This is a genomic window from Marivibrio halodurans (assembly GCF_017963645.1).
Classification (GTDB): Bacteria; Pseudomonadota; Alphaproteobacteria; order UBA8366; family Aestuariispiraceae; genus Marivibrio; species Marivibrio halodurans.
The window spans coordinates 263,459-276,858 of record NZ_JAGMWN010000005.1; the positions used below are offsets into that span (position 1 = coordinate 263,459).

At 64.9% G+C, this 13,400-nt stretch carries 12 protein-coding genes and 1 riboswitch; of the genes, 2 read left to right on the forward strand and 10 right to left on the reverse strand.

Features of this window, described 5'->3' with window-relative positions; all coding sequences use genetic code 11:
• Nucleotides 1-190: 190 nt before the first annotated feature.
• From KAJ83_RS12435 to KAJ83_RS12450, 4 genes are all read right to left on the reverse strand, one after another.
• The gene (locus tag KAJ83_RS12435) at nucleotides 191-1,312 is read right to left on the reverse strand and encodes a polyamine ABC transporter substrate-binding protein (protein ID WP_210682393.1); all 1,122 of its coding nucleotides are present in this window, start codon (nucleotides 1,310-1,312) and stop codon (nucleotides 191-193) included.
• A 225-nt stretch (nucleotides 1,313-1,537) separates the two neighbouring features.
• Nucleotides 1,538-2,416: an N-carbamoylputrescine amidase gene (gene aguB / locus KAJ83_RS12440; protein ID WP_210682394.1), complete on the reverse strand. Its 879-nt coding sequence runs from the start codon at nucleotides 2,414-2,416 to the stop codon at nucleotides 1,538-1,540.
• 58 nt (nucleotides 2,417-2,474) lie between these two features.
• Nucleotides 2,475-3,497 (reverse strand): agmatine deiminase family protein, encoded by a 1,023-nt coding sequence (locus tag KAJ83_RS12445; protein ID WP_210682395.1) that lies wholly within the window; start codon nucleotides 3,495-3,497, stop codon nucleotides 2,475-2,477.
• A gap of 45 nt (nucleotides 3,498-3,542) precedes the next feature.
• Nucleotides 3,543-4,925, reverse strand: coding sequence for an aspartate aminotransferase family protein (locus KAJ83_RS12450; RefSeq protein ID WP_210682396.1), 1,383 nt, complete (start codon nucleotides 4,923-4,925; stop codon nucleotides 3,543-3,545).
• 153 nt (nucleotides 4,926-5,078) lie between these two features.
• A riboswitch (yybP-ykoY riboswitch) is annotated at nucleotides 5,079-5,252 on the forward strand.
• Nucleotides 5,253-5,264: 12 nt separating this feature from the next.
• Between KAJ83_RS12450 and KAJ83_RS12455 the strand changes: the two genes are divergently transcribed.
• A complete protein-coding gene (locus KAJ83_RS12455) occupies nucleotides 5,265-5,846 on the forward strand; it encodes a TMEM165/GDT1 family protein (protein WP_210682397.1) in 582 nt (193 codons plus the stop codon).
• 18 nt (nucleotides 5,847-5,864) lie between these two features.
• Here the strand turns inward: KAJ83_RS12455 and KAJ83_RS12460 are convergent, their stop codons facing one another.
• Both KAJ83_RS12460 and KAJ83_RS12465 read right to left on the reverse strand, forming a co-directional pair.
• Nucleotides 5,865-6,650: a hypothetical protein gene (locus tag KAJ83_RS12460; protein ID WP_210682398.1), complete on the reverse strand. Its 786-nt coding sequence runs from the start codon at nucleotides 6,648-6,650 to the stop codon at nucleotides 5,865-5,867.
• A gap of 16 nt (nucleotides 6,651-6,666) precedes the next feature.
• Nucleotides 6,667-8,244, reverse strand: a complete 1,578-nt coding sequence (locus KAJ83_RS12465) for a hypothetical protein (RefSeq protein ID WP_210682399.1) — start codon at nucleotides 8,242-8,244, stop codon at nucleotides 6,667-6,669.
• A gap of 238 nt (nucleotides 8,245-8,482) precedes the next feature.
• On the opposite strand from KAJ83_RS12465, the gene KAJ83_RS12470 reads away from it, so the two are divergent.
• Nucleotides 8,483-9,460 (forward strand): bifunctional helix-turn-helix transcriptional regulator/GNAT family N-acetyltransferase, encoded by a 978-nt coding sequence (locus tag KAJ83_RS12470; protein WP_246484477.1) that lies wholly within the window; start codon nucleotides 8,483-8,485, stop codon nucleotides 9,458-9,460.
• Between the two features lie 17 nt (nucleotides 9,461-9,477).
• Here the strand turns inward: KAJ83_RS12470 and KAJ83_RS12475 are convergent, their stop codons facing one another.
• The 4 genes from KAJ83_RS12475 to KAJ83_RS12490 all read right to left on the reverse strand — a co-directional run bounded on the left by KAJ83_RS12475 (nucleotide 9,478) and on the right by KAJ83_RS12490 (nucleotide 13,341).
• Nucleotides 9,478-10,179, reverse strand: a complete 702-nt coding sequence (locus KAJ83_RS12475; RefSeq protein ID WP_246484523.1) for an HAD family hydrolase — start codon at nucleotides 10,177-10,179, stop codon at nucleotides 9,478-9,480.
• Between the two features lie 8 nt (nucleotides 10,180-10,187).
• A complete protein-coding gene (choV, locus tag KAJ83_RS12480) occupies nucleotides 10,188-11,441 on the reverse strand; it encodes a choline ABC transporter ATP-binding protein (protein WP_246484478.1) in 1,254 nt (417 codons plus the stop codon).
• A gap of 4 nt (nucleotides 11,442-11,445) precedes the next feature.
• On the reverse strand, nucleotides 11,446-12,294 hold the full coding sequence (gene choW, locus KAJ83_RS12485; protein ID WP_210682401.1) for a choline ABC transporter permease subunit: 849 nt from the start codon (nucleotides 12,292-12,294) through the stop codon (nucleotides 11,446-11,448).
• A 108-nt stretch (nucleotides 12,295-12,402) separates the two neighbouring features.
• Nucleotides 12,403-13,341, reverse strand: coding sequence for a choline ABC transporter substrate-binding protein (locus KAJ83_RS12490; RefSeq protein ID WP_246484479.1), 939 nt, complete (start codon nucleotides 13,339-13,341; stop codon nucleotides 12,403-12,405).
• Nucleotides 13,342-13,400: the final 59 nt, after the last annotated feature.

A 13,400-nucleotide genomic window follows, 5' to 3' on the forward strand; every position in this document is an offset into this window, starting at 1 on the left:
ATATCCCGTCACGCATCGTGGACCGGGGAATAGAGTGCACCGGAACCACGACGGAAGGAAGAGACGCGATGAAGGGACACGCCGATTCCGGCCGGTACCTCCCCGCCTGTTCCGTCATGGACGGGAAATGGCGGGGAGGCGTTGACGGGAGGCGGCGCCCCCCTTCGCGCGTGGGACCGAAAGGCCGGCCTTACTGGCCGGTCTTCAGCTTGGTCCAGGCCCGGGTCGCCTCGCGCTGATAGCGCGGGTTCCAGGGGAGAACCGTGTAGAGGTTCTGCATGGTCTCCTGGTCCGGATAGATCGCCGGATCGCCCTTGACCTCCTCGTCGACGAACTCCGTCGCGGCCGAGTTGGCATTGGCGTACCAGACATAGTTGGAGATGCCGGCGGCCACCTCGGGCTTCATGATGTAGTTGAGGAAGGCGTGCGCGTTGTCCGCGTTCGGCGCGTCCTTCGGAATGGCCATCATGTCGGTCCAGAGCAGCGCGCCCTCCTTCGGGATCACATACTCGATCTCGACGCCCTGATCGGCCTCGGCGGCACGGTCGCGGGCGATGAACATATCGCCCGACCAGCCCATCGCCAGGCAGATGTCGCCATTGGCCAGATCGTTGATGTTCTGGGAGGAGTGGAAGTACTTGATGCTCGGCCGCACCTTGTCCATGTGCGCCATCGCCTCTTCCATCTTGTCGACGTCCTGGCCGGCCGGGTCGGCACCGACATAGTTCAACGCGGCCGGGATCACCTCCGTCGGGGCGTCGAGGAACGACACGCCGCAATCCGCGAACTTCGAGACGACCTCCGGGTCCATCATCATGTCCCAGCTATTGACCGGCGCGTCGGGCATGCGCTCCGCGATCATCTTCTTGTTATAGGCGAAGCCGGTCGTACCCCACATGTACGGCATGCCATGGGCATTGCCGGGGTCCATCGGATCGACCCGCTTCAACAGCGTCTCATCGAGATTCTCCCAATTCGGCAGCTTCGACTTGTCGAGCTCCATGAAGACGCCGGCCTGGATCTGACGGGCGAGGAAGGTGGAGGTCGGCACGACGATGTCGTAGCCGGAATTGCCCGCCAGCAGCTTCGCCTCCAGCACCTCGTTCGAATCGAACACGTCATAGCGGACCTTGATGCCGGTCTCCGCCTCGAAATTGGCGATCGTGTCCTCGGCGATATAGTCCGACCAGTTGTAGACGTTGACGACCTCGTCCTGGGCCGAGGCCGCGCCGGACAATCCGACGACCGCCGCCAGGGCGGCGACGCCGGCCTTGAGGGCCGTCTTCGGCGAGAAAGTGGCTCCCACGCTCATATCCCTGATACCTCCTGCTGTTCCAATATGCGGCGGCCGATCGATCCGGCGCGCCGTCGTTCTGATTGTCGCCCCGACCGTGCCGCCACCGCGTGCCGGATACACGCGCGGAAAGCCGCCGGCCGATGCCTTTTTCCCTCCGAGGCGGGAGTTCTGCCGTCCCCCTTGCCGCCGGTGGGAGTGTCGCCGCGGTCGCGCCTTCGCGTCAACCGTGCGACGCGCCCGTCACGGGCGTTTCGTCGCCCCGTCATATGTCATCAACGCGCCGTAGAGTTCCGGACGCCGGTCGCGGAAGAACCCCCAGCTCGCCCGGGCGAGCCGCATGGCTTCCAGATCGACGGTCGCGGTCACCACCGCCTGTTCCTCGCGCCCGGCCTCCGCCAGCTTGGCGCCGGTCTCGTCGGCGATGAAGGAGGAGCCGTAGAAGGTCATTTCCGCGGCGTCCGAAGCCTCGGTGCCGACGCGGTTGCTGGCGACCAGCGCCACCATGTTCGACGCGGCATGGCCCTGCATGGCGCGGTGCCAATGGTCGCGGCTGTCGATCTCCGGCGCCTGCGGTTCGTTGCCGATCGCGGTCGGATACATCAGGATATCCGCGCCCTGCAGCGCCATCGCGCGGGCACATTCCGGATACCATTGGTCCCAGCAGATGCCGACCCCGACCCGCCCGAAGGCCGTATCCCAGACCTTGAAGCCGGTATCGCCGGGGTTGAAGTAGAACTTCTCCTGATAGCCCGGCCCGTCCGGGATATGGCTCTTGCGATAGCACCCCATGACGCGCCCGTCCGCATCGACCATCGCGAGCGAATTGTAATAGGCGTTGTTCGCCCGCTCGAAGAAGCTGACCGGCAGCACCACGCCCAGTTCCCTGGCCAGGCCGGCCATGCGGGCGACGATCGGGTTGCCCTCGAAAGGCTGGGCCAACCGGAACATTTCCTGTTTCTGATCGGGGCAGAAATAGGGGGTCTCGAACAACTCCTGCAGCAGGATCACCTGCGCGCCCGCGGCCGCGGCCTCGCGAACCAGCCCCTCGGCGCGGTCGAGATTGCCGTCCGTGTCCCAATCGCAGGCCATCTGCGTGGCGGCCAGGGTAACCTCGCTCATTTCTTCTCCTCGGCCTCGTTCCGCCATTCCGCGCCCCAGCAAGGGGCTCCGGCAAGGGCTAGAGTCTGGGAACCTGCTGCGTGATGCAGTGGAAGCAGCCGCCGCCGCGCACCACCTCCACGCCGGGCAAGGTGATCACCTTGCGGTCCGGGAACAACGCGGTGATCGTCTCGACGGCGGCGGCATCCGCCGGGTCGTCGAAGACCGGCATGATCACGGCCCCGTTGGCGATATAGAAATTGATATAGGAAAGCGCCAGACGGTTGCCGTGCTCCACGCGCTTTTCCGGATGCGCGATCTCCACCACCTCGAAGGGCTTGCCGTTCGCGTCGCGGGCGGCGCGCAGGCGATCCGCGTTCTCCTTCAGGCGCGCATATTGCGAATCCTGGGGATCGGCGGAGACCAGCGTCGCGATCACGCCGTCGCGCGCGAAGCAGGACAGGTTGTCGATGTGCCCGTCCGTATCGTCATAGTCCAGCGCCTCCCCGTCGAGCCAGATCACCTGGGCCGCGCCCAGCGCGCGCGTCAGGATCTCATCCGCCTCCGTCCGGGTCAGGCCCGGATTGCGGTTGGGGTTGAGGATGACGCTGTCGGTGGTCAGGACGGTACCCGCCCCGTCGGTGTGAAGCCCGCCGCCTTCCATGAAGACCGGCATGGGAAAGCGCGAGGCGCGCTCGCGCTCGATCATCGCGGCGGCGACCTCCGCATCCTTCTCCCAATGCGGATAGCCCTCGCCCCAGGCGTTGAAGCGCCAATCGATCCCGCCGAGCCGCCCCGCACCGTCGGTAACGAAAGTGGCGCCGATATCGCGCGCCCAACTGTCATCGAGCGGCTGGGGCACCACCGTGACCGATGGACCGCACCGCGCGGATGCATCGGCCGCGTCGACGGGATCGGCGAGCATCACGAGCGGTTCGAAATCCGCGATCGCGCGGGCGACGGCGGTATAAACGTCGCGGGCCTGCTCCAGCCGGTCGCGGAAGACCGCCGCATTGCAGGGCCAAGCCATGTAGGTGGCGGAATGCGGCGCCCATTCGGGCGGCATCGCGAAGCCGTCATCGCTTGGGAAGCGCGTGTCCATCCTTGCCCGTCCTGCCCCTGACATATGGTTGCCGCGCATGCGCGCCTACATCAAGCCCAGATCCTTCGCGGCCGCGTCGAGCGCCTGTTCCGCCACGTCGAACAACGCATCTATCTCGGTCTTCTCGATGATCAGCGGCGGGGACAGCACCATCACATCGCCGCAGGAGCGCATGATCGCATTGCGCTTGAAGAAATGATCGCGGGTCACCGTGCCGGCCTTGCCGTCCGGCTTGAAGCGCTCCCGCGTCTTCTTGTCCTTCACCAACTCGATGGCGCCGATCAGGCCCCGACTACGCGTCTCGCCGACCAACGGATGATCGTCGAAGCGCTTGATCGCCTCCGCCAGATAGGGGCCGGTCTCGGTCGCGACCTTCTCGACCAGCTTTTCCTTCTCCAGCAGCTCGATATTGGCCAGCGCCACGGCGCAGGCCGCCGGATGTCCGGAATAGGTATAGCCGTGATAGAACTCGCCGCCGTTCGCCATGATCGTGTCGGCGATCCGGTCGGAAACGCCGCAGGCCGCGATCGGCAGATAGCCGGAGGACAGCCCCTTCGCCATGGTGATCAGATCCGGTTCTATCCCGAAGGTCTCCAAGCCGAACCAGTTGCCGGTACGCCCGAAGCCGCAGATCACCTCGTCGCAGATCAGCAGCACATCATAGTCGCGGCAGATGCGCTGGATTTCCGGCCAGTAGGTGTCGGGCGGAATGATGACGCCGCCGGCGCCCTGGATCGGTTCGGCGATGAAGGCCGCGACCGTGTCCGGCCCCAGCTCCAGTATCTTGTCCTCCAGCGCCTTGGCCGCCTTCAGGCCGAATTCGCCCGGGTCCGTGTCGCCGCCGTCCTTGAACCAATAGGGCTGCATGATGTGGTGGATGGTCGGGATCAGGGCGCCACCCTGCTTATGCATCGGCTTCATGCCGCCCAGCGCCGCGCCCGCCACGGTCGAGCCGTGATAGGCGTTCTCGCGGCTGATGACGTTCACCTTCTCCGGCTTGCCGGCGCACTGCCAATAGTGATGGACGAGGCGCAGATTGGTGTCGTTCGCCTCCGACCCGGAATTGGCGAAGAAGACCCGATTGAAATTGGCCGGCAGCTTGGAGGCTACCTTATCCGCCAGTTCGATCGCCGGCGGGTGGGACGTCTTGAAGAAGGTGTTGTAGAAGGGAAGCTCCAGCATCTGGCGATAGGCGGCCTCCGCCAGTTCCTTGCGGCCATAGCCGACATTGACGCACCAAAGCCCCGCCATCCCATCCAGGATGCGCGCGCCATGCCCGTCATAGAGATAGACACCCTCCGCCCGGGTGATGATCCGCGCGCCCCCCTCGCCATGAAGGCCCTTGTGATCCGTGAAGGGATGCAGATGATGGGCCGTGTCGCTGCGAACCAGCGCCTCGACATCGTAATTGCGGATCATTTCGGTCATCGGGCATTCCTCCAGGCTGGCATCATGGCCGGCACAATATCAAATGTGATCACATTTGCAAATGTGATCACAATCCCCCTTCCCTTTTCCTGCCCCGCTCTCCATCCGTTCCCATAAGCACGGTTGCCCTCGCGGACGGAGGCGGCTAGGATTTCTCCCGTCATTGGGGAGTAGCCGCCCTCGTCGAAGAGGGGGATGTATCAACAAACTTGGGCCACGGCCCATGGTACATCCGGCTTCGGGCTTGGCGAGACCTTTGGCTTCGACCGCTGTCACGGAGAGGGCCGGGCAGAGGGGGTCGAGCCAATGGTTCATGTCCGCCCGGCCCCAGGGTATCCAATGGACGCTTTCCTTATCTCCACCGGCATCGTCGCGATCGCGGAGGTCGGCGACAAGACGCAATTGCTGGCCCTCATCCTCGCCGCGCGCTTCCGCAAGCCGGTTCCGATCATTATCGGCATCCTGATCGCCACGGTGGCGAACCATGCGCTGGCCGCGTGGGTCGGTCTTCTGGTGGCGGATTGGCTGGGGCCGGAGATATTGCGATGGGTCCTGGGGCTATCCTTCCTGGCGATGGCCGCATGGATGCTGATCCCGGACAAGGTGGAGGATGGAGACACGCTGTCGGCGAGCCGGTTCGGGCCGTTCCTCGCCACCCTCGTCACCTTCTTCCTGCTGGAAATCGGGGATAAGACCCAGGTGGCCACCATCGCGCTCGCCGCGCGGTTCGACGATATCGTCATGGTCACGATCGGCACCACGCTCGGCATGATGATCGCCAATGTGCCCGCGGTCCTTGTCGGCAAGGCCGCCGCGACCCGGATTCCCCTGACCTTCGTGCATGCCGTCGCCGCCCTGATCTTCGCGGCGCTCGGACTCCTCGCGCTCGTCAACGCGGGGGATCTGTTCGGCGCGGCATAGGGTCGGCAGCCCCATCGATCAGTTACGCGGGCCGGTCGCGGTGGTCTTGCCGCCTGACGCCGTCTCCGCGCCCGCGTGACCCATACGGTCGAGAAGCCCGTCGAGCGTCCGCATCGCGTCCCGACGCAGCGCCTGGATATCATCGGGCGGCTTCATCTCCCATCCGACGCAGGCAGTCTCGAACAAGCCTGCCCCATCCGGGCGTTCGGCACGGTAGACGCCGAACCGTCCGTCGGCGCGGCGATAGTCGATCAACCCGTTATCGCGGATACCAACGGTCACGGGCTCATCCCCGGCAAGGTCGCAATGGATCGTAGCGGTCCGGGCCGAATACCCCCCTTCCATCGGGCCGGGACCGGTATCCTCCAGCGGCCGCGCGGCCCCCTGGCCATAGCAGGCGACGATCGGGGCGGAGCGCAGTTGCTCCCCCGGCTGTATTTCGCGTTCGAAGACGAAATATAGCCGGTCCCTTTCGGTATCCGGGCAAACCATGTCACGCACGATCGCGGCGATCTTCACCGCGCCCCCACCCCGGTTCTCGATCGTCAAGCGGGCATAGGCCTGACCGTCATGTTGTTCCATTTCCAGCGTTTGATGCAAATCGCGAAGGTCGGTCGTTTTCGGAATCCCCTCTGTCGCGCAGGCGGCCGAGACGGCATGGCAGGACATCGGGTTCCCCGTTTCCTCCACGCAGGCAACGAACCGTTCGCGGCAAGCGTCCGCTTCGGCATGGACCGCACCGGTTACCAAGGCGCCCGCCACCGGAAGGGCACGGAGAACCCCGCCCATTCGCGCCCGCCGCATCACGGCCGGCGATCCATCAATACATCTCCGACGCGCAGGCGGAATAATAGGCCTTCTCCGCGCCCGGCAGGTCGTCGATCATGTTGCAACTCGCCGCGCGGGCATAACGCTCCATCGCGCGTCGGCAGGCCCCGCTGGCCGCGGTGATCGGGATGCTATGGCTACGGCCCGTCTCCGGGCAGGTGAACCCGAAGGAAAGCGTGCGCGCGGCCTGAGCCGTCGCGCCGCCGGCGGCACCACCCTGCCCGGCCTCCTGGCCACCCGACCGGCCATTCGACTGGCCATTCGACTGGGACGTCTCGCGCATCGCCTGCTGCTGCATTGCCACCAGATTGTCGGGCGTGCCGTCGATGACATCGGCCATGCCGCCGGCCAGGAACCCGGCGGCCCTGTCATAGCCCCCTTCGCCCGCTATCATTCCCGCGCCGGCGACGATCGCCGCGCCCGCGAACAACTGACCAATATCGAAATCATCGTCGTGATCGGTCGCGCCCGGATGTTGGCCGCCGCTCCTGGCATAGGCAACGGGTGTGATTCCATAGGAATCCGGCTGGTTCGGATCACCGCCGACGCTCATGAACGCCTGGAACTTGCCCGCCGGCAACCACAGCCATTCCAACTGATGAATGCTGTCGCGCATCGTCGTGTTGCGCGCCGCCAGATGGACCGGGCTGACCGTCGGGCAGACTATCACGGGCTCCCCCTCGCGCATCATGCAATAGGGCAGGCGTTCGTTCACATCGCCGCCGAAGTTCTTCAGGACGAACTGAAGGTTCTCGGTCGCCCGCTCCGTCAACTCCTTCTCATACGCCCTCGCCAAATCCCCGTCATAGTCGACGATCGTGATCGTCGTCGGGCTTTCCAAACGCGGATAGACATCCTCGGGCGGCCAACCGTGGCGGCGGATCGTATCGTAGGCCCATCCCGGCCGCATGGTCGCCGCGAACCTGAAAAGGAGACCCCGGCCCGGCGGATTCACATAGGTATCATGCGGCTGGGCGTTGACCCGGCGCATCGTGGCCTCGTCACTGTAGAATTCCGCCCAGCTATCCTGTCCGTGCCTCAAATGCTGGAAATGGCCGCGCCCCTGCCAGAACGCTTGGCTTACGGTTTGGCTGGCCATGGTCGCGACGCTGGGAATCGCGCCGAGTGGAAGTCCCTCCCGATAGTCGCCGGCCTGTTTCGCCGCATGGATGGCGATGCGTTCCGCCAATTCAGGGCGTGACGCCGATACCGCCAGTTGGAACGCGTTGCCGTAGGCATAGGGCGTATCGAAAATATAGTCGTGGAACAGACGCTGATATTTGTCGCCGAACAGCGTATCCACGCCGTAGATATCGACTAGGGCCATTATGATATCCGGATGCGTGCCCTGGTAGATCAGGTGCGACAAGGATATCCGCCGTGTTTCCGAAGCCGGCTCTTCCAACCAGGCAAGGGCTTCCTGAACGTCCGGTGTGTCGATCGACGACGCGTTTAGGAGCGTGAGATAGGACTGGTTCATCCGTTCCGTGATGGGATCCGTCGTCTGACAAGCAACGGGGCCGAGGACCAGCAGAAGACAGACCAGCCCCCTCATGAAACATGTTTTCATATGGATAACTCCCCCTCGGCCAACAGTCGGCGCCGGTAGATACCAAGTGAATAGGGAAACCGGCCGAACGGCCTGTCCCGGAGTGGAGACTTATAGGTTAGCCGGAACAGGAAGCATTCAGCAAGTATGAGGTGCGGTATCGCCGCCTCAAACCGATTGCCATCGGGGAATATCCCCTTCCTTGTCACGCCCCCTCATTTAATATAGTTGCATTATACAACAACATGGATGACGCACCATGATGCATGCAAGCCCACCCTTGATCGCCCCCCCGATGATCGAGCGTATCCGCGACGCCTCACGCAGGCTGGTTCGCGAATTGGGCTTCATGGAGGATACGCTGGCCGGCACGAACATGTCGGCCTCCGCCGTCCATGCGATATTGGAGATCGGCGCGCGGCGCGCGACGACCGCCGGCGACCTGGCGACCGCCCTTCGCTTGGAGAAATCCACGGTCAGCCGTCTGCTCAAACCCATGATCGACGGTGGGCTCGTCACCGAACATCGGGATTATGAGGACGGCCGGCGGAAGCACCTCGCCTTGACGGAGAAAGGCCGCCAATCCTTCGACGACATCTCCCGGAGGGCCGGGGACCGTGTCGCCACGGCGCTGTCGGTGCTCGACGATGCGGACATCGACCACGTCGTCCGGGGCCTGGAATCCTATTCCGGCGCGCTTCACCAAACGGCCGGGCCGGGCACCGCGAAGGGCACGATATCTGCGGCAATCGAAATCCGGCGGGGCTATCTGCCCGGCCTCGCCGCCCGTATTCTCGACATGCATATCACCTATTACGGTCGAAGCGCCGGTTTCGGTCGGCCGTTCGAGGCGAAGGTCGGCGGCGAGCTATGCGCCTTCCTGACGCGGCTCGACAATCCCCGCAACGCCACCTGGTCGGCGGTACGGGCGGGACGAATCGTCGGCAGTGTCTCCATCGACGGCGAGGATCTCGGCGACGGGCGCGCTCACTTACGATGGTTCATCGTCGATGACGGCCAGCGCGGCACGGGCATCGGCCGGAAGTTGATCGACGCAGCCATGGCATTCGTGGACGAGGCGGGCTTCGCGGAAACCCATCTCTGGACCTTCAGCGGCCTCGACGCGGCGCGGCGTCTTTACGAACAGGCCGGCTTCGAACTGGTCGAGCAGCACCCCGGCACGCAATGGGGCCGCACGGTCGAGGAGCAACGCTTCGTGCGGCACCGCCGGACATAGAACCCGATGAGGCAATTTCAGGCAGCGAGGAACCGGATATCCTCGAACACCGCATCCGCCATCACCTCCAGCGCCGCGCGCGGCGTGGTGCCGGTCAACACGCCGACGGCCGCACCGGCACCGGCGGCGCGCGCCATCTCGATATCATGGGCATTGTCGCCGATCACCATGACCCGCGCGGGCGGCAGCCCCGTCGCCGCGCAGAAGGCCGCGACCTGCCCCGGCGCCGGCTTGCAGCCATGGCCGCTGTCATAGCCGGCAAGGAAATCGAACCGGTCGAGGATGTCGAAGCGCCCCAGGCTGGCGCGCGCGCCGGCCTCGCTGTCCGCCGTCGCCACGCCCAGCCGCAGGCCGCGCCCTCGCAGCCCGTCCAACAACGGCGCCAGATCGCAGACGGCGGTCGGCTCGCAATGGGCGATGAACAGCCGGTCTATCTCCGCCTCCAGCGCCTTGGGGTCGTCGGCCCGTCCGGGCGGCAACAGATCGGCCCAACAGGCGACGATCTCGTCGAGCGCACCGGCCGCCAACGGCGAGCCAGCGGCCACCCGGTCGCTCTCCGGGTCCCAACCGCCCCGGATCAGCAGGTAGCGCGCCAGTTCCGCATCCCCCTCCGCCAAGACATCCACGACCGCCCGGTTCGCCGGCATCCAGGTCGCGTGATAGTCCAGCAGCGTACCGTCCTTGTCGAAAAGAATGGCATCGAAACCGGATGGAAGCATCGCCAACCTCACGCCTCCGCCCGTTCGCGCGCGCTGCCCAGCGTGCTTTGCCGCAGGATCCCGCTATAGAGTTCCTCGTCGCCGACAACGCCGACAAGCTTGCCCGCCTCCATCAACAGCACGGGCCAGCCGGTATGATGGCGCAGTTCGATCGCGCGCTTCATGCGCATAGAGGCCGGCGCGGCGGCCAGCACATCCGCGTCGAGGGAAGCGACATCCGTGTCCTCCTCCGTCTCCACGATGCGCGCGGGCGCGCCGTCGCATGTCGCCGCCGTGGGCCGCCCCGCATCGTCCAGCGTCACGCGGAAATGCCCGCGCTTGTCCAGCACCACGTCCCCGTCGGCCCGGGCTAGATCGTCCAGCGGTGTCATCAGGGACGCCCCGCGCAGCACGTTGAGCGGGTTCATATGCGCCACGAACTCCGCCACATAGTCATTCGCAGGGTTGAGCACGATCTCCTCCGGCTCGCCATATTGCACGATGCGGCCGCCATCCATGATGGCGATGTGGTTGCCGATCTTCAGAGCCTCGTCGAGATCATGGCTGACGAAGATGATCGTCTTCCGCAAGTTCTTCTGCAATTCCAGAAGCTCGTCCTGCAAATGATCGCGAATCAGCGGGTCGAGAGCCGAGAAGGGCTCGTCCATCAACAACACATCGGCATCGGTGGCGAAGGCGCGGGCAAGGCCCACGCGCTGCTGCATGCCGCCGGAAAGCTCGTGCGCGTACTTATCCTTCCAGCGGTCGAGTTCGACCATCTTCAGCTTCTCGTGGACGATTTCCGCGCGCTCCGCCGCGCCCATGCCGCGCAGTTCGAGGCCGAGGCCGACATTCTCCTCCACCGTGCGCCAGGGCAGCAACGCGAACTGCTGGAAGACCATGGCGATGCGGTCGGTGCGCATGCGCCGCAGGGTGGCCGCGTCGCACGACGCGATATCGACCGTGCCGTCGCCCCCCTGGCTCAACGCGCCGTCACGCACCAGCACCTCCCCCCGCGAGACGGGGTTGAGGCCGTTGACCGCGCGCAGCAGCGTCGACTTACCGGAGCCGGAAAGGCCCATCAGAACGCAAATCTCCCCCTCCGCCACATCCATCGTGGCATCCGCGACGCCGAGCACGACACCGCAATCGTCGCGGATCGATTCACGCGTCCCCCCGGCGTCGAGCAGCCCGAGCGCACGTTTCTGCGCATCGCCGAAGAGGATATCGACATGGCGGAAGGAGACCATGGGCATGGGGGGCATGGGGCCATCATCGCTCATCGCCTCACCCCTTCCCCGGTTGCTTGCAGATGCGGTCCATGATGATGGCGACGACGACGATGGCGAGGCCCGCCTCGAACCCCTTCGCCACATTGACGGAGTTGAGCGCGCGCAGGACCGGCACGCCGAGGCCGTCCGCCCCCACCATCGCCGCGATCACCACCATCGATAACGAGAGCATGATGCATTGCGTCAGCCCCGCCATGATGGTGGGCAGGGCGTGGGGAATCTCGACCTTCCAAAGCAACTGGCTCTTGGTCGCGCCGAAACTCTCCGCCGCCTCCATCAGGGGCTTCGGCGCGGAGGAAACACCGAGATAGGTAAGCCGGATCGGCGCCGGAATCGCGAAAATGATCGTCGCCACCAGCCCCGCCACGAGGCCGAGGCCGAAAAAGATCAGCGCCGGGATCAGATAAACGAAGGTGGGGATCGTCTGCATCATGTCGAGCACCGGCCGCATCGCCGCCCAAAGCCGCGGCCGGTGCGCCGCCGCGATGCCGAGCGGCACGCCGATCGCCAGACAGATGAAGGTGGCCCAAAGGACGAGCGCGATCGTGTAGACCGTCTCCTCCCAATAGCCCAGATTGATGACGAGCAACAGCGCCAGCACGGTGAAGAGCGAAAGCTTCCACGAGCGGTGCAGCCAATAGGCCCCCCCGGCGAAGAGCAGGATCAGGAGCGGCGAAGGCAGGAACAGCATGCCCTCCGCCAGAAGCTCGATCAGCACCTCCAGCCCCTGGGTCAGACCGTCGAAGAACCAAAAGAAATAGGTGTTCAGGAAATCGACGAAGGCTTCGATCCAATCGCCGAGCGGAATTTTCGCGGACTCGATCGCTTCGGTGAAACTGTCCATCGGCGTCCCCTCCCTTCAATCGACCACCGCCGTCGGGGGGCTCGTTTCACGGAACCACCCCGACGGGGGATCGTCGTCGTTCCGGGCTCGCGGCCCCGGAAGCGGACCCTAGAGGTCGAGGGCCGCCTTCACGGCCGGCAGGGCAGGCTCGCCGTCGATCGTCTCGACACCATCGAGCCAACCGTCAAGCACGCCCGGATTGGCCTTCAGCCACTCTCCGGCGGCATCCTGGGCGTCCATCCCATCATCCAGGATCTTGCCCATGATCTCGTTTTCCATGGCGAGGCTGAACCGCTGGTTGGTCAGCAGCTTGCCGATGTTCGGGCAGGCCTCCAGATAGCCGGCGCGCACATTGGTATAGACCGTGGCGCCGCCCAGGTTCGGACCGAAGTAATCATCGCCGCCTTCGAGATAGGTCAGGTCGAAATTGGCGTTCATCGGATGCGGTTCCCAGCCGAGGAAAACCACGGCCTCGCCCCGCTTCTTGGCGCGGGCCACCTGGGCCAGCATGCCCTGCTCGGAGCTTTCGACCACCGCGAAGCCTTCGAGGCCGAAGGCGTTCTCGTCGATCATGCTCTGAATCAGGCGGTTGCCGTCATTGCCCGGCTCGATGCCGTAGATCTCTCCGTCGAGGGCATCGCGATGCGCCGCGATATCCGCGAAGGTCCCGATCCCCATCTCCGCGCCGGTCGCGTTCGTCGCCAGCGTGTACTTGGCGCCGGTCAGGTTCGGCTCATCGAGCTGCACGACGGAGCCATTGTCGAGATAGGGACGAATATCCCCCTCCATGGTCGGCATCCAGTTGCCGAGGAAGATGTCGATATCGCCGTTCTCCAGGCTCTTATAGGTAACGGGGACGGAGAGGACCTTCGCCTCCGGTGAATAGCCCATCGCCTCCAGAACCACGCTGGTCGCCGCCGTCGTGGCGGTAATGTCGGTCCACCCGACATCGGAGAAGCGCGGCGCCTCGCAATCCTGCGCGATGGCGGCGCCGGCCGTGCCGGCGGAAAGGACGGCCGCGAGAGCGACCCGTTTGAAAGCTGTCATGCGCATTGGCTTGACTCCCTGGTCTTTTATTGGACGGTCAACTAATAGTCGGCGATACC